The organism is Cupriavidus sp. AU9028, from assembly GCF_019795295.1.
GTDB lineage: Bacteria > Pseudomonadota > Gammaproteobacteria > Burkholderiales > Burkholderiaceae > Cupriavidus.
In genome coordinates, this window is the sequence record NZ_JAIMCG010000001.1 from 159,234 (window position 1) to 175,245 (window position 16,012).

Sequence of the window (16,012 nt, forward strand, 5' to 3'; positions counted from 1 at the left end):
CGGCGCGGTTGCGCCATGGAGCCGCCCCGGAAGGGGACATGCGCAAGCCGCTGCGTGGGGTTGGGGTCAGGACGGTCGAGGCCGTGCACGCCGCCGGCGTGGCGGCGGCGTCGCCCGGGACAGGGCGGCGCCGGGGCAGGGGGCGGCTGGGGCCATGGGGTTCCTCCGGTGGTATGTCGCCGGTGCCGCGAGGGCCCGGCGCTATTCGAGTGGCGGAGGAAATCGCACGAGCCGTGCCAACGCGGCTGCCCTTGTCCGCGCCGGCAACCCGTTGAGCCGAAAGGAGATTTCTGTCGCTGTCCAGCGGCTGCATCCGGAATTCCGACGCTGGGGCCGGGAATGGCGTTCGGTTTTCCGAACGTCCGGAAAAGGCAGCCGCGCGCCGCCGGCCAACGCGGACGGCAAGCCTGGCGGGCTGCTACTTGCGTCTCTGTGCGCACCCGTACGATGCCCCGGGAGGGGCCGCAACAAGATGACCGTCGCCAGCCGCCCGCCGCACGGGGCGCGTGCATGAAAGCGAAAGAAGCACGCATTTCATGTGTCTTCCGCACTTGCACACCGATTAGATTGCCTCGGAGCGCCTTAAAGTGCGCCGCACCAATGCGCTCGTCAGCCGGACTGTTTCCGGCCCGACCTTCACTTCTTGCCAGGAGGATATATGCCGACCAGCAGCCTCGATGGAACCAGCGCGGGCGGTTACCGTGCCGATATGTCTCGCTCGTTGTCAGAAGTCGCGACGGCGACGGACCGGTGGCGCACCAGCGCCCTGGTCGCCACTTCCATCCTCGACGCGGCGAGCCAGGACCACAAGCCCAGGTCCCATGCCCTGGGGAAGATCGATCGCGCGCTCTACCCAGGGTGGGGTGCGACCGTTGCCGCCCTGCTCGGGCTGCGTGTCGCCCATGTGCCCCTGGTGCTCGCCGGTGCGGCATTGCCGGCGCTGCTTGCCACCGGTCCGGTCGTGCTGGCCGCCGTGTGCGGTGGACTGGCACTGGCGGAGGGCGGCATGGCGGTCGCGCGCCTGGTCACCGCCTTGACGAAGCGCCGGCATGTTTCGGCAGCGGTGGTCGGCCACCGGAAAGCGCAGTTCGAAGACCGCTGCGCCGACTCTGCGCGCGGCGAGCGCGGCGCGGCAGCAGGGCCGCCGCGACGGCGAGCCGTGGCGCGATGGGACGTGCCGCAGCGCTGCCGTGCCCACCCCATTACGGCGGTGATGCCCCCCGCCCGCGCTGCGCTGGCGCGCCGGCTGTGCGAGGAAAAGCTGGACGCGGTCGAGGAGCAGGTATCGCGCCGCAGGCTGGCGGCACTGCGCGACGGGCAGATACAGTCGCTGGGCGCCACCGCGACCTGTGCCACCGCCTTCTGCACGTTTGCCGGCGCCAGCTCGCACCTGCTGCACGGCCTGAGCATTCTCGGCGGCGGCTTCGGCATGCTGATGAGCGCGGCCCATATCGCCACGGCCATTCCGCTGCTGAGAATGGCGCGCAAGGCGGTCGACACCATCGACGCCAGACGGCAGGCGCTGGGCAAGCAACGTTTCCTCGCTGCGTTGCGCGACGGCGTCGACGCCCGGACGATGGTGGCGGAAAGCGGCGCCGGTGCCTTCGGCCTGGCGGACGAGCCGACCAAGTCGCTGGCGCGCTTCTATCGGGCCGCCAGCCTGGTCAGCGGCGACATGCTGGCCGAGCGCGGCGAACTGCGCCGGCAGGAGTTGCGGCAAGCGAAGACGCGGCTCGCCTACGGCTGCGCCACGCTGCTGACCAATGGCGCGCTGCTGACGCTTACCGTGCTCGGGCTCACGACACTGGCCGCCACCACGGCCGGGCTCTGTCTGCTGGCGCTCGCCGCCGCGCTTGGGCTGGCGTGGCTGCTGCCGCTGATCAAGCGCATCCTGGCCGGTCCGCCGCAGCAGCTCTCGTCCAGCTGGCAGGCCGGCAAGTCCGCCAGGTCGCTGCTCGCCGCGCTGCACGAGCACGATCCCTTCGACGTCATCGCGCGCGCCGGCCAGGCGCTCGGGAACGCGCACGAGGGGTATCGTTGCGCCGGCCCGGACCATGCCGACAGGGCGAAGCGGCTGCGCCTGGGGCAGCGCTGGCTGATCGCCGCACAGGTCTTCCTGCATCTGCGCGGCAACGGCGACGGCGACCCGGAATCGATGACGGCCTGCTGCATGGCCCAGTCGCTGCTGCAGGCGCTGGGCGCGGACCGGCAGGTGCTGACGGACTTGCGCGCCGCCAGCACGCCGGACGAAATCGAGATGGCGCTGCGGCTGGTGCGCCGTTTCCTGGCCGGCGACTTCCTCGAGACCAGCGTCGTCTGGCCCGGGAAGCGGCAGCGCGGCGTCCGCTTCGATCTCTCGGTCCAAGCCTTCTGCTATGACGAGAACGAACCGCTGCTGCGCAAGCAGAAGGTGGAATGACGATGCGGACGCGGCGCAGCACTACCGCGCCGCGTCCGCCATGCATTGCTGCAGGAAGTCCTCCAGTGGCACCGGCCGCCCGATCGCATATCCCTGCGCATAGTCGACCCCGATGGTGCGCAGCACTTGCAGGGTCTGCGCGTCCTCGACGGACTCCGCTACCGTGCGGATGCCCAGCCGATGCCCGATATCGTTGATCGAGCTGACAATCTCCCGGTCGACGGCGCTGCTGGCCAGGTTGCGGATGAAGCTGCCATCGATCTTCAGGTAGTCCACCGGGAACTGCTTCAGATAGGCGAAGGACGACAGGCCCGCGCCGAAGTCGTCCAGCGCCACGGTACAGCCGGCCTTGCGCATCTCCGCCACCAGCCGGTTGGCCGCCGCCATGTTGTTGATCAGCGCCGTTTCGGTGATTTCCAGCCGGATGCGGCTCGCCGTCAGCACCGACTGCTTCAGCTCGGCATGCAGGAACGGCAGCAGGAAGGGCTCGCCCAGCGAGTTGGCCGACAGGTTGATCGAGATCGACAGGCCGGGCATCGCCTGCAGCCGCGGCCCGTATTCCTGCAGCACGTGCCGGATGACCCAGCGGTCGACGTGGCCCATCAGGTCGTAGCGCTCCGCCGCCGGAATGAAGGCGCCCGGCATCACCAGCTCGCCCTGCTCGTCGACCATCCGCACCAGGATTTCGATATGGCTGCAGCAGGGCTCGGCGCCTTCGCTGCCCGCTTCGCGCAGCGAGCGGATCTCCTGCGCGAACAGGCGGAAGCGGTTGGCTTCCAGCGCCGAGTGGATGCCGGCGGCGACCTGCAGCTCGCGATGGTGGCGCCGCGCGTCGCTTTCGTCGCGGCGATACACCGAGACGCGGTTGCGCCCGCCAGCCTTGGCCGCATAGCAGGCGACATCGGCGCGGCTCATCAGCTCGCCGACCGGCGGCGCATCGCTGTCGATGCCGGTGATGCCGATGCTCGCGCCCAGATCGTAGAGCCGTCCTTCCCAGGGGAAGCGGCGCGCGCGGATGGCGTCGATCACGTTCTGGCCGACGCGCTCGCCGTGATCGACCGGGCAGTCGAGCAGCAGCAGCGCGAATTCGTCGCCCCCCAGCCGCGCCAGCACGTCGGTGGGGCGCACTTGGCTGCGGATGACATGGCCCAGTTCGCGCAGCAGCACGTCGCCCGCGGCGTGGCCAGCGGTGTCGTTGACGATCTTGAAGCGGTCCAGGTCGATGAAGCACAACACATGGTGTTGCTGTTGCGTGCGCGCGGATTCGCATGCCTCGCGCAGCAGCTTCTCGAACCACATGCGGTTCGGCAGTCCGGTCAGCGCGTCATGCATGGCCGAATGGGCCAGTTCGCGCTGCATCGCCCGGGCCCCGGTGATGTCCTGGAACACCAGCACCGCGCCCAGCACGCTGCCGCCGGCGGTCAGCACCGGCGCCGCCGAGTCCTTGACGTCGTGACGCTCGCCGCTGCGGCTGATCAGTACCGCGCCATCCTGCAGATAGGCCGGCTGCAGCGTGCGCAGGCATTCGGCCACGGGGCAGGGGATGGTGATGCCGGTGGACTCGTCCACCACATGGAACACCGTTTCCAGCCGCTGGCCGTCGGCCTCCACCATGGTCCAGCCGGTCAGTTGCTCGGCGATCGGATTGATGAAGGTGATGCGCAGCGCGCCATCGGTACAGATCACCGCATCGCCGATCGAGCGCAGCGTGATGTGCAGCCGCTCCTTCTCCTCGAACAGCGCTTCGGTCAGTCGGCGCTGTTCCGTGATGTCCCAGTTGGTACCCACCATGGCCAGCGCGGTGCCGTCGGGCGCGCGCGAAACCGATGCCATCGCCCGGACGTGGCGCACCTCGCCGCAGGGACGCACGATGCGGTACTCGGTGTCGAAGCGGGCCGTGCCCTTGACGGCGCGCCGCATCTCTTCACGGGTGCGCTCGAGATCGTCGGTGTGCACCATGCCGATCCAGCCCGTCATGTCCGGCGCGCCGGCACCCGGGTCGGTGCCGTGCAGCGCGTGCATGCGGCTGTCCCACGAAATCGCGCCGCTGCCGATATCCCACTCCCAGATGCCGACCCGGCCGGCTTCCACCGCCAGCTGGGTGCGGCGCGACAGCGCTTCGAGTTGCTGCTGCGCGGTCTTGCGGTCGTGGATGTCCTCCATCTGCGAGATGAAGTGCAGCGGCTCGCCCGTCGCCTCGTCGCGCACCAGCGACACCGCCATCAGCGTCCAGATGTAGCTGCCGTCCTTGCGCAGGAACCGTTTCTCCATCCGGTAGTTGTCGATGTCGCCGGCGAGCAGCCGTTCGATCTGGCGCAGGTCCGTCACGAGGTCGTCCGGATGCGTGATGGCGGGGAAAGGAAGGTGGGACAGTTCCTCTTCGCTGTACCCCAGCAGCTCGCAGATGGAGCGGTTGACCTGCTGCCAGCGGTAATTGGGGCTGACCAGCGCCATGCCGATCGCCGAATGCTGCATCGCCAGCCGGAAGCGGCGCTCGCTGCTGCGCAGCCGCGCCCGGTCCCGGCGGTTCTGCTCGGCGAGGTAGGCGATGCAGATGGGAAAGACCAGGATCAGCGCGGTCGACAGCTTGATCGCCTGCGCCAGGAACTCCTCGGACGACAGCAGTCCGGACTGCCCGGCCAGCAGACCGAGGGCAACGGTCGCCGCCATCGCGATGACCGTCAGCAGGGCCGTGGCAAAGGCGTTGGTCAGCAGCCCCGCGATCACCAGCGGCAACGCCAGCACCCCGAACGGATCGTGCGACTGCAGCACCGACAGCGCGCTGACCGCGAGCGTCAGCAGCAGCAGGGCCAGCGTGCGAGGCAGCCTGGCGCGCGAGAACGTTTCCGCGGCCCGGGCTGGGCTGTACGACACCGCCAGCGGCAACAGCATCAGCATCCCCGCGGCTTCCGCGCTCCACCAGCGCCACCACAACGGTTCGACCGCCGTGCCGTAGGCCAGATGCAAGGTCAGTGCGCCGATGCTGGCGCCCACCGCGGGCGGCAGCATGCAGCTGGCGCCAAGCCCGGTCATGAAGCGCGCCAGCGACACCGGCCGGGCACCGGAAGGATGTCCGGCCATGCGCGCCAGCGCGGAGGCCAGGCGAATCGCGGCGATATTGGCCAGCGCCAGCAGCGCGGCGACCCATGGCGGATCGCCGAACAGCAGGTTGGCGCAGGTGCCGGCTACCAGCAGCCCGGCGAGCTGCACCCAGGCCTGCGGGCCGCGCAGGCGCAGCGTGACGGCCGCGCCGAAGGCGGTGGCCGGCCAGATCAGGGCCGCCTGTCCGGGAAAGCGCGAGATCGCGATACCGGCGACGGCGAGCATGAAGAACAGCAGCGACGCGAGCGCGACGCGCAGAGACAGGGGAAAGGCCTGGCTGCCGGACGGCGATGAGGTATCCGTATCGGGCGTCATTTGACGAGGGGATCGGGCATGGGCGGCGGTACGGTCGGTCGCCCCGGCCCGCGATGCCGGCTGGCACGGCGGGGGAGAGCGAGCGCCGAGGGCGTGGATAAGGCTTGTCCAGAATCCGGCCGACTATAGCGGCGCGCACCATGACAGGAAGCGCCGATAAGACGGCCATCTGCGTGGCAAAAGGGGATGGCGCCAGGCGCCGTTTTGGGGTATGGGCGGCGAACCCTTGCCCGGTCTGTGCCCCTCGCCGCCCTCGGCGCACGGCCTCTGTGCGGCGTCCCGCGAAAGCCGCTTGCCATTCGGCAGGCGTGGACCTAAGGTAAGCGGCATGGACACCACGCAATTTTCCGCCGTTGCCGCAGGCCCGGCGAACCTGCTCGCCCAGCCCGAGAACGCCTTCGTCTGCCGGACGCTATTGCTTGCCGGAGAGGACGGCCTGCCTGCTGCGGAACTGGCCGGACGCGTCGGCCTGAGCCTGGGCCGGGCTGCGCGCGTATTCGAGGCGCTGCTGCAGGCCAACGTACTGGCCCTGTCCGTGCGCGATCGCAAGGTCTGCTATCGGCTGCGCGCCAGCGCGGAGATCGACCGCGCCCTGCAGGCGCTGGCGGCGGCCAGGGGCGACATCCGCCGCTGAGCCCCGGCAGCGGGCTGCGCTGCCCGCTCGCCTGCAAGATTTACCTTGCCGCGGCAGGAATTGCCGCCGACGGGGCGGCGCGGGCGTGTCAATCCGCCAAGTGGCGCACAGTCGCCATGGGCATGGAAGCTGCATGACGGCCCGGACTTCCAGTCCGAAGCGACATGCCGAGCCCGATGAAGCCCGATGACCACGCGCGCCAGACCGGCCTCGACCAGCAGGCCGCCCCCGCTGCAGGCGACACCGATGCCCTGTTGCAGCCGTCCGCGCCATGGTGGAAGAGCGCCGTGGTCTACCAGATCTATCCGCGCTCGTTCGCCGACTCCAATGGCGACGGCGTAGGCGATCTGCCTGGCATCTGCAGCAGGCTGGACCATGTTCGCGACCTCGGCGCCGACACCATCTGGGTGTCGCCGATCTTCCGCTCGCCGATGGCCGACGCGGGCTACGACATCAGCGACTATTGCGATGTCGATCCGCTGTTCGGCTCGCTCGCCGATGCCGATACGCTGATCCGCGAAGCGCACGCGCGCGGCATCCGCGTCCTGCTGGACTTCGTGCCCAACCACACCTCGGACCAGCACCCCTGGTTCATCGAGTCGCGCGCCTCGCGCGACAACCCGAAGCGCGACTGGTATATCTGGCGCGACGAGCCCAACGACTGGCGCGCCGCCATCGATGCAGGCAGCGCGTGGACCTGGGACGACACCACCGGCCAGTACTACCTGCACCTGTTCCTGCCGCAACAGCCGGACCTGAACTGGCGCAACCCGGAGGTGGTCGAGGCCATGCACGGTGTGCTGCGCTTCTGGCTGGACCGCGGCGTGGACGGCTTTCGCATCGACGTCGCGCACTGCATCGGCAAGGACCCCACCTTCGCCGGGCATCCGCGCTGCCTGGCCGGCGAGCCGCTGGTCAACTTCAACGACGATCCGTTCAGCCACGAGGTGCTGCGCGGCATTCGCAAGCTGGTGGACCGCTATCCCGGCGAACGCGTGCTGGTGGGCGAGGTCAATATCCGCTCCACCGCCACCGTGGCGCAGTACTACGGCGCCGGCGACGAGCTGCACATGTCGTTCAATTTCCCGCCGCTCGATGCGCCGTGGGACCCCATCGTCTTTCGCACCTGCGTGCGCGAGGTCGAGCAGATCCTGCGGCCCGCCGAGGCCTGGCCCACCTGGGTGCTGTCCAACCACGACAACGAGCGCCACCGCACCCGCTACGGCGGCTCGATGCGCCGCGCCCGCGCTGCGGCGGTCCTGCTGCTGACGCTGCGCGGCACGCCCTTCATCTTCCAGGGCGAGGAGCTGGGGCTGGAGGACACCGTGGTTACGCCCGCGACGCGAGTCGACCCCGGTGGCCGCGACGGCCCACGCGGGCCCGTGCCCTGGACGGCGGCGCCGCCGTACGGCTGGACGGGTCGCGCGCCGTGGCTGCCGTTTCCGCCCGATGCGGCCGCGCTTGCCGCGCAGGCCCAATGGCAGCAGCCCGATTCGATCCTGCAGCTGTATCGCAGCCTGATCGCCGCGCGCCGCGACAGTCTGGCGCTGCGCCTCGGCGACTGGGAAGAGCTCGATTCGGAGCCCGAGATGCTGGTCTACCGCCGCAGGCTAGGCGGCGACGAGCGGATCGTCTGCATCAACTTCGCCGCGCGGCCATTGCCGTATCGCCCGCACGGAGACTGGTGGATCGAGATCGACAGCCTGCCCGGTACGCAGGCACGCCGTTTCGACGGCATTCTGGAACCCGAGCAGGCGGTGGTCCTGCGCCGATGGAGGAGCTAGGCCGATGGAGGCACTGTGGTATCGCAACGCGATCATCTACCAGGTGGACGTCAGTGTCTTCCGCGACGGCAACAATGACGGATGGGGCGACCTGCCCGGACTCACGGCGCATCTGGAGTACCTGCGCGGCCTGGGCGTGACCGGCCTGTGGCTGACCCCGTTCTACCAGTCGCCGTTTCGCGACCACGGCTACGACGTCAGCGACCATCTCGCGGTGGACCCGCGCTTCGGCAACCTGGCCGACATGGTGGCGCTGCTGGAGAAGGCCGAGGAACTGGGCATCCGCGTGATGGCCGACCTGGTGGTGCAGCACACGTCGGACCAGCACCGCTGGTTCCAGGAAGCGCGGCGCGACCGCAATTCTCCCTATCGCGACTACTACATCTGGTCCGACGAACCGGTCCCCACCGAGGTCAAGCCGATGTTCCCCACCGTCGAGGACAGCGTCTGGACCTGGGACGAGGAAGCCGGCCAGTACTATCGGCACATCTTCTATTCCCACGAGCCGGACCTGAACCTGGCCAATCCCGCCGTGCGCCGCGAGATCGAGGAAATCATGTCGTTCTGGCTGCGGCTGGGCGTGTCGGGGTTCCGCGTCGATGCCGCTTCGCACATGATCGAGGGCGCGCGCGAGGCCGATCCGCGCGACGATGGCTTCTGGATCATGAACGACCTGCGCGATGTCGCCACGCTGCGGCGCTCCGACGCGGTGCTGCTCGGCGAGGTCGACGTGCCGCCGGCGGAGTACGCCAGGTATTTTGGGGAGGGGCACCGGCTGACGCTGGTGTCCAACTTCTGGCTCAACAATTTCCTCTTCCTCGCCCTCGCGCGTGAAGTGGCAGAGCCGATCTGCCGCGCGCTGGCCAATCAGCCGGTCCCGCCCGGGCGCTCGCAATACGCAGTCTGGGTACGCAATCACGACGAGCTGGACCTGGAGCGGCTCAGCGACGCCGAGCGCGAGGAGGTGATGCAGCGGTTCGCGCCCGAGGAGCGCATGCGCGTCTATGGGCGCGGCATCCGCCGCCGCCTGCCGCCGATGCTCGAAGGCGATCAGCGCCGCATCGAGCAGGTGCATGCGCTGCTGTTCTCGCTGCCCGGCACGCCGATCCTGCGCTATGGCGAGGAGATCGGCATGGGCGAGAACCTCGATCTGCCGGAGCGCCACGCCGTTCGCACCGCGATGCAGTGGTCCGACGAGCCCAACGGCGGCTTCTCGGCGGCGCCGCCGGAGACGCTGAACTGCCATGTGATCGACCAGGGCGAGTACGCCTATGACAAGGTCAATGTGTACGACCAGACCTTGCGCGACGACTCGCTGCTCGCCCGCACCGGCAAGATGATCCGGGCGCGGGTCGGCATGCCCGAGATCGGCTACGGCGAGTGCACGGTGATCAAGGTGCATGAACCCTCCGTGCTGGCGCTGCGCCACGAGCTGGACGGCAAGGTGGTCTTCACCTTCGCCAACCTGTCGGCCAGGGACGTGCGCATTTCCCTGCCGGGGGTCGCGCTGGCGGAGCTGCGCGACGTGCTGGCCGACGGACCCTATCCGCGCGAGGAGCGCGAGCAAGGCCGCGAGCCGGTGCTGACGCTGCGCGGTTATGGCTACCGCTGGCTGCGGCAGCGCCCGGGAAGCGCGCCGTGAGCTGTGCCATCGGCACGCGCGGGCCGGATCGCCGCTCACGGCAAACCATCATCTCTGCATTCGCCATCACGACAAAGGGACCACCATGGAAGCACTGGGACAGCGCCGCTGGGTCATCGCCGAAGGATATCTTCCGCCCACCGACCCCAACGCCAGCCGCCAGCTGAACAGCCACGAGGCGGCATGCCTGCTCAACACCGGCGATGCGCCGGCCAATGTCACCGTCACCATCTTCTACGGCGACCGCGAGCCGGCTGGCCCGTATCGCGTCACCGTGCCGCCCCGGCGCACGCTGCATCTGCGCTTCAACGACCTGCGCGATCCGGAGCCGATTCCGGAGGATACCGATTACGCCAGCGTGATCGAGTCCGATGTGCCGATCGTCGTGCAGCATACCCGCCTCGATTCGCGCCAGTCCGCGCTGGCGCTGATGACGACGATGGCCTACGCGGCCGGCTGAGCGCAGCCGGTACGCCCACAGGGACCGTTTCGCACCCAACACGGAGTTCATCATGGCGCTCATCGGTTATCACGCCTCGCACGAACAGTTCGCTCCCGAGGACCTGCTGCGCTACGCCCGTGCGGCGCAACTCGCCGGCTTCGATGCGCTCAGCTGCTCCGACCACTTCCATCCCTGGAGCGAGCGGCAGGGACACAGTGGCAACGCCTGGGCGTGGCTGGGCGCGGTCATGGCGACCGTCGACCTGCCCGCCGGGACGGTCAACTGCCCGTTCGGCCGCTACCACCCCGCGGTCGTCGCGCAGGCAGCCGCCACGCTGGCGGCGATGTTTCCCGAGCGCTTCTGGTTCGCAGTGGGCAGCGGCGAAGCGTTGAACGAACACATCGACGGACGGCCCTGGCCCGGCAAGCCGCAGCGCGAAGCCATGCTGCGCGAATCGGTCGACGTGATGCGCGCGCTGTGGCGAGGGGAAGAGGTCACGCACCGGGGCGCGATCACGGTCGACCGTGCGCGGCTCTACTCGCTGCCGGCGCGCCCGCCGCGGCTCTTCGCGGCGGCGCTGTCCGAGCAGACCGCACGCTGGGCCGGCGAGTGGGCCGATGGGCTGATCACCGTCACCGGCCCGCGCGAGCAGATGCGCAAGGTGATCGACGCCTTCCGCGACGCGTCCGGCGGCAACAAGCCGGTCTATCTGCAAGCCAAGATCGCGTGGGCCGATCCCAGCCAGGGCGACGACGCGGCGCGCGCCATGGCCTTCGAGCAATGGCGCACCAATGTGTTCGACAGCCAGACGCTGGCCGACCTCGCCATGCCCGCCGACTTCGATGCCCGTGCCGGGTCGGTCAAGGCCAGCGATATCGAAGAGAGCGTGCGCATCAGCTGCGACGCGGCGCAACAAGCTGCCTGGCTTGCCGAGGATCTGGCCATGGGTGCGGAGGCGATCTTCCTGCACAACGTCTGTACCAACCAGCAGGCGTGGATCGAAACCTGCGCGCAGCAGGTGCTGCCGGCGCTGAAGGATGCTTAGGCCGACACGGCGCCTGCGTTCAACATAGCAAAACACAGATCGCCCCCACAGCCTGCTCGCAATAGTCTCTTTCGCAAGCGAAACGACTAGCGGAGAGAATCCAATGACAGCAAGGCATGGCCCGCAGGGCCGCGGGCAGGGCGTACTGGCGGGGCTGCGCGTCATCGACTTCGGCCAGTTCATTGCCGCGCCATCGGCGGGGCAGATCCTGGCCGATCTGGGCGCGGACGTCATCAAGGTAGAGCCACCCGGCGGCGATGCCAGCCGCCGCTCCGGCTGGCATGCCGACAGCGCGGGACCGATGTTCTCGGCCTACAACCGCGGCAAGCGTTCCATCGTGCTGGACCTGCGCCGTGACGAGGATCGCGCGGTGGCGCTGGCGCTGGTGCAGCGTGCCGATGTGCTGCTGCAGAACGCGCGTCCCGGCGTGATGGAGAAATATGGGTTGGGCGCGGCAGCGCTGCGCGCCCGCCTGCCGCGGCTGGTCTATGCGTCGGTCAGCGGTTTCGGCGACAGCGGCGCGGCGGCAGCGCGCCCCGGACTCGATATCGCCGCGCAGGCCGAGAGCGGCATGATGAGCATCAATGGCGACGCCCATGCCGACCCGACCCGCGTCGGCTTCACGGTCGTCGATGTGCTGGCCGGGCGCACGCTGGCCACTGGCGTGCTGGCTGCGCTGGTGCGCCGCGGCACGACCGGCGAGGGTGCCCACGTGAAGGTGTCCCTGATCGACGTGGCTGCCGACGCGCTGAGCCAGCAATGGGCCGAGCAGCAGCAGCTCCAGACGCCTCCCTCGCGCTGCGGCAACGGGCAGGCCACGCTGGCGCCCGCCGCCGACGTGATTGCCACCGGCGACGGCAAGGTCGTGGTGTCGGCCTATCTGCAGGAGCATTTCGCGCGGTTGTGCGAATGCCTGGGCCAGCCCGGGCTAGCCAGCGACCCCCGCTTTCACGACAACGCCGCGCGCGTGGCCAACCGCGCTGCCTTGCGGCAGGCGCTGGGTGAGGCGCTGTCGGCGTTCTCCGCCGAGCAGGCCTGCGACAGGCTCAACGCCGCCGGCGTGGTGTGCGGCGTGGTGCGGGATCTGGGCAATGCCATCGAACGCATGCAGGCGCTGGCGCCGGACCGTCTGCGCGCCGTGCCGTCCCCGGGCAATCGCGTGCTGCGGATGCCGGCATTGCCGCTGACGATGGATGGCATGCCCGAAGCCGATGCCGCGTTGCCGGAGCTGGGCGAGCATGGCGCCGAGATCCTGGCCGAACTGCATAGGGACGCGGTGGACCTGCAGGAGGCTTGAGCGAGGGAAGCGAATCGAGGGTGCTCGAACGGCTGCTGGTTCGCGCCCCTCTCCCACGAGTGGGAGAGGGGCGGGGGAGAGGGGAGCGAACCGGTAGTCCATGGAAAAAGCCCGGCAATGCCGGGCCCTTTTCCTTGCCGCAAGACGCACTCAATCGATGCGCAGCCCGCCAACCTTGGCCAGTTCCTGCCACGCAGCGACATCCTCGCGCACGATGGCGGTGAACTGTTCCACCGTCCTGGTGGGAGGGCGCGCCATGTTCTGCTGCGAGAATTTCTGCACCACTTCATCGGTGCCGAGGATGCGGTTGATCTCGGCATTGAGCCGCTGCACGACTTCCTTCGGCGTGGAGGCCGGCGCGAACACGCCATACCAGCCGTCCTTGTCGAACGGATAACCCTGCTCCTTCAGCGTGGGCACGCCGGGCAAGGCCGGACCGCGTGCCGTGCCGGTGCAGCCCAGCGCGACCAGACGTCCCGCGCGTACGTGCGGCACGGGCGAGGCGATATCGGTGAAACCGACCAGCATGTTCTGCGACAGCAGGTCGGTGACCAGCTGCGCGCTGCCCTTGTAAGGAACATGCTGCATTGACACACGGTAGTGCGACTTGATGCCTTCCATCACCAGATGGCCGGTCGAGCCGTTGCCCCAGGTGCCATAGGACAGCTTGTCCGGGTTGGCCTTGGCATGGCGCACCAGGTCGCCCAGATTGCGAAAGCCGGTCGACGGATGTGCGACCAGCAGGATGCCCGCGGCCCCTACCTGTGCCACCGGCGTCAGGTCCTTCAGCGCGTCGTAGGGCAGCTTGGGGTAGATCACGGGATTGATGGCGATGGCCGACGAGGGCGCCAGCAGCAGCGTGTAGCCATCGCCTTCGCTCTTGGCGGCCAGATCGATGCCGATCAGGCTGTTGGCGCCGGGACGGTTGTCCACCACGACCGGTTGGCCCAGCGCCTTGTTCAGATGCGCCGAGATCAGACGCGCGAAGATGTCCATGCCGGCGCCTGCCGGCCCGGGCACCACCAGCCGGATCGGCCGGGCTGGCCAGCCGTTCGCCGCAGCGCTGGCGCGGGCCAGCGTGGGCAGGGCGAGAAGGGCGGCGACGCCGAGGCAGGTGCGCCGCCGCATGGGCGAGTGATTCATGGCTTGTCTCCGATATCTTTTTCTGAGGTCGCGCCTGCACCTGGCAGCCCGGAAGGCTCGAGGGGGGCGGCGCGCCTGATCAGCTTGTGGAAATTCTAGCGACCGCGCGCACCGGGCATTACAGCGATCTTCGTCAGTCTGTCCTGCGCAAAGCGCCGGGATTGCCGCGGCGCGAGGGCCTGAAGTCTACTGCACGGGCTCCAGCGCCGGCGCAATACGGTGCGTGCCGGCATTGAAGTTGATGATCGGGTTGGACTGGCGGCAGGTGGTCCTGCGAATCTTGCCGACGATCAGGTCGTGCGTGCCGAGCACTTCGGTGCAGACGATGTCGCATTCGATGCTGGCCAGCGCATCGGCAAGCACCGGCAGGCCCTGATCGCTCTCGCGCCACAGCCCGGCGGCGAAGCGCGCCGGTCCCTGCGGTGCGCCGAGGAAGTCCTGGATGATGCGCTGATGGTCCTCTCCCAGCACGTTGGCGACGAACTTGCCGGTGCGCGCCAGGGCTGCCCGCGCCGAAGCGGTCTGCTGCACGAAGAAGCCGATCATCGGCGGCGATGCCGATACCGAGGTCAGGCTGGAGATGATGATCCCGGCCACGTCCTCGCCGCTGCCCGTGGTGATGGCGCTGATGCCGGCCGGCAGCGCGCGCATGGCGGCCTTGAAATCGTCGACCGACACCACCTCGTCCTCGGTATTGATCGTGATGTGGGCGCGCAGCATGCCGGCTTCGTCCACCCACCCGCGGCTGGCGGCGAAGTCCAGCATGGCCTGGAAACCGGCCTCCCACTGCGCATCGCCGGCATGGCCCGACAGGAAGCGCAATACCGAGGGGCAGAGCCGCACATGGCGCTCGTCCTCGCGCCGGCCGATCCGCGCGATGGCGCGGTCCAGCCGCTCCTGCGGCTGCGGATCCACCAGCACGTCCAGTCGCTTGAAATCGTCAGGGTCGCGCAGCGCGATGGCGCCGGCATCGGTCAGGTAGATTCGCATGGCGGGCTCCTTACGCGGCGATGCTCATGGCGGTGCTGGGGCTGCCGAGTTCCTTGCGGATCGCGGGAATGATCCGCTCGCCCCACAGTTCGATCTGGCGCAGCATGGTCTTCTGGTCGAAATCCCCCAGCTGCGTCTGCAGCGCCAGATGCTTCGGGCGCAGGATGGTGAGCTCTTCCAGCAGCTTGTCGATGACCTGGTTGACCGATCCCACCGGCAGGTTCTTGCGCAGCTGCTCGAAGGTCGGGTCGGTTTCCGAAGGCACTTCCTTGACCATATAGCCGTCGTCGCTCTGCGCGCGGCGGAACTTCAGGCTCTCGGAGATGCGGCGCTGGAAGCGGGCGCAATCCAGGTAGGCGTCGATCTCGGCCTGGTTGTCCGAGGCGTAGCCGCAGCGCAGGAAGCCGAACTTGACGTCGCGGTCCAGGTCCTTGCCATTCTCGCTGGCGACGTTTTCCAGGCGCCCGCGCAGCGCGGCGATCGCGTCGTTGCCGTTCAGCAGCGCGGTGACGAAGAGGTTGTGGTTCTCGCGCACGCCGCGTCCCAGCGTCAGCGGATTGCCGGAGGTGATCCACAGCGGCGGCATCGGGTCCTGCACGCAGCGCACCGCGATGGAGCTGGGCGGAATCTTGAGGAACTTGCCGTCGTGTTCGAAGATTTTCTGCGTCAGGCCCTTCGGGATGACATCGAGGAATTCGTTGAAGATCGCGCCCGAATCGGCGATGTCCACGCCGAAGCGTTCGAACTCGAACTGCTGGTAGCCGGAACCGACGCCCAGTTCCAGGCGGCCGTTGGACACCGTGTCGACGAAGCCGACCTCGGCGAGGAAGCGGGCGGGGTGGTACAGCGGCAGGATGCACACGGCGGTACCGAGGCGGATGCGCTGCGTCCTGGCGGCGGCATGCGCCACCGTCATCAGCGGCGAGGGCGACAGCGAGTAGTTGTTGAAGTGGTGCTCGGCGTACCAGGCGGTATCGAATCCGGCCTGTTCCGCCATCACGGTCTGCTCGATGGAGTTGCTGATGACGTCGCGCGAAGTCTGGTGGTAACCTCGCTGCTGCGCCAGAATGAATACGCCGAATTCCATGGTGTCTCCTGAAAATGCCCGTTGAGAAGTGCGTGAGGAAATTCTAGGAGCCGGTCATGGGGGGCCGGAATAGGGCAAAGGCGGCGTTCTGTACTGCAAAAACTGGAGGAAT

At 68.6% G+C, this 16,012-nt stretch carries 11 protein-coding genes; 7 read left to right on the forward strand and 4 right to left on the reverse strand.

The window, feature by feature from the left end:
- Positions 1 to 658: 658 nt before the first annotated feature.
- Entirely contained in the window at positions 659 to 2,419 is a 1,761-nt protein-coding gene (locus K6V06_RS00735; RefSeq protein ID WP_222239660.1) for a hypothetical protein, read from the forward strand.
- A gap of 21 nt (positions 2,420 to 2,440) precedes the next feature.
- On the opposite strand, the gene K6V06_RS00740 is transcribed toward K6V06_RS00735, so the two are convergent.
- Positions 2,441 to 5,836, reverse strand: a complete 3,396-nt coding sequence (locus K6V06_RS00740) for a diguanylate cyclase (protein WP_222239661.1) — start codon at positions 5,834 to 5,836, stop codon at positions 2,441 to 2,443.
- 328 nt (positions 5,837 to 6,164) lie between these two features.
- On the opposite strand from K6V06_RS00740, the gene K6V06_RS00745 reads away from it, so the two are divergent.
- From K6V06_RS00745 to K6V06_RS00770, 6 genes are all read left to right on the forward strand, one after another.
- Positions 6,165 to 6,470, forward strand: coding sequence for an ArsR family transcriptional regulator (locus K6V06_RS00745; RefSeq protein ID WP_222239662.1), 306 nt, complete (start codon positions 6,165 to 6,167; stop codon positions 6,468 to 6,470).
- A 176-nt stretch (positions 6,471 to 6,646) separates the two neighbouring features.
- Positions 6,647 to 8,254, forward strand: coding sequence for an alpha-amylase family glycosyl hydrolase (locus K6V06_RS00750; protein ID WP_222239663.1), 1,608 nt, complete (start codon positions 6,647 to 6,649; stop codon positions 8,252 to 8,254).
- Positions 8,255 to 8,258: 4 nt separating this feature from the next.
- A complete protein-coding gene (locus K6V06_RS00755; RefSeq protein WP_222239664.1) occupies positions 8,259 to 9,896 on the forward strand; it encodes an alpha-amylase family protein in 1,638 nt (545 codons plus the stop codon).
- A gap of 85 nt (positions 9,897 to 9,981) precedes the next feature.
- Positions 9,982 to 10,356: a sensory rhodopsin transducer gene (locus K6V06_RS00760; RefSeq protein ID WP_222239665.1), complete on the forward strand. Its 375-nt coding sequence runs from the start codon at positions 9,982 to 9,984 to the stop codon at positions 10,354 to 10,356.
- Between the two features lie 52 nt (positions 10,357 to 10,408).
- Positions 10,409 to 11,383, forward strand: a complete 975-nt coding sequence (locus K6V06_RS00765) for a TIGR03885 family FMN-dependent LLM class oxidoreductase (protein WP_222239666.1) — start codon at positions 10,409 to 10,411, stop codon at positions 11,381 to 11,383.
- A 103-nt stretch (positions 11,384 to 11,486) separates the two neighbouring features.
- Positions 11,487 to 12,680 carry a CaiB/BaiF CoA-transferase family protein gene (locus K6V06_RS00770; protein WP_222239667.1) on the forward strand — a complete coding sequence of 398 codons (1,194 nt, stop codon included), beginning with the start codon at positions 11,487 to 11,489 and terminating at the stop codon, positions 12,678 to 12,680.
- Positions 12,681 to 12,830: 150 nt separating this feature from the next.
- Here the strand turns inward: K6V06_RS00770 and K6V06_RS00775 are convergent, their stop codons facing one another.
- From K6V06_RS00775 to K6V06_RS00785, 3 genes are all read right to left on the reverse strand, one after another.
- On the reverse strand, positions 12,831 to 13,823 hold the full coding sequence (locus tag K6V06_RS00775; protein ID WP_222239668.1) for a tripartite tricarboxylate transporter substrate binding protein: 993 nt from the start codon (positions 13,821 to 13,823) through the stop codon (positions 12,831 to 12,833).
- Positions 13,824 to 14,009: 186 nt separating this feature from the next.
- The gene (locus K6V06_RS00780; protein WP_222239669.1) at positions 14,010 to 14,813 is read right to left on the reverse strand and encodes a flavin reductase family protein; all 804 of its coding nucleotides are present in this window, start codon (positions 14,811 to 14,813) and stop codon (positions 14,010 to 14,012) included.
- A 10-nt stretch (positions 14,814 to 14,823) separates the two neighbouring features.
- Complete coding sequence (locus tag K6V06_RS00785) at positions 14,824 to 15,900, reverse strand: LLM class flavin-dependent oxidoreductase (RefSeq protein WP_222239670.1); 1,077 nt, start codon at positions 15,898 to 15,900, stop codon at positions 14,824 to 14,826.
- Between the last annotated feature and the right edge of the window lie 112 nt (positions 15,901 to 16,012).

Bases quoted from the DNA above. Each gene is read 5' to 3' on its own strand.
- K6V06_RS00735 (WP_222239660.1), top strand. From the start codon at position 659: ATGCCGACCAGCAGCCTCGATGGAACCAGCGCGGGCGGTTACCGTGCC.
- K6V06_RS00740 (WP_222239661.1), bottom strand. From the start codon at position 5,836: ATGACGCCCGATACGGATACCTCATCGCCGTCCGGCAGCCAGGCCTTT.
- K6V06_RS00745 (WP_222239662.1), top strand. From the start codon at position 6,165: ATGGACACCACGCAATTTTCCGCCGTTGCCGCAGGCCCGGCGAACCTG.
- K6V06_RS00750 (WP_222239663.1), top strand. From the start codon at position 6,647: ATGAAGCCCGATGACCACGCGCGCCAGACCGGCCTCGACCAGCAGGCC.
- K6V06_RS00755 (WP_222239664.1), top strand. From the start codon at position 8,259: ATGGAGGCACTGTGGTATCGCAACGCGATCATCTACCAGGTGGACGTC.
- K6V06_RS00760 (WP_222239665.1), top strand. From the start codon at position 9,982: ATGGAAGCACTGGGACAGCGCCGCTGGGTCATCGCCGAAGGATATCTT.
- K6V06_RS00765 (WP_222239666.1), top strand. From the start codon at position 10,409: ATGGCGCTCATCGGTTATCACGCCTCGCACGAACAGTTCGCTCCCGAG.
- K6V06_RS00770 (WP_222239667.1), top strand. From the start codon at position 11,487: ATGACAGCAAGGCATGGCCCGCAGGGCCGCGGGCAGGGCGTACTGGCG.
- K6V06_RS00775 (WP_222239668.1), bottom strand. From the start codon at position 13,823: ATGAATCACTCGCCCATGCGGCGGCGCACCTGCCTCGGCGTCGCCGCC.
- K6V06_RS00780 (WP_222239669.1), bottom strand. From the start codon at position 14,813: ATGCGAATCTACCTGACCGATGCCGGCGCCATCGCGCTGCGCGACCCT.
- K6V06_RS00785 (WP_222239670.1), bottom strand. From the start codon at position 15,900: ATGGAATTCGGCGTATTCATTCTGGCGCAGCAGCGAGGTTACCACCAG.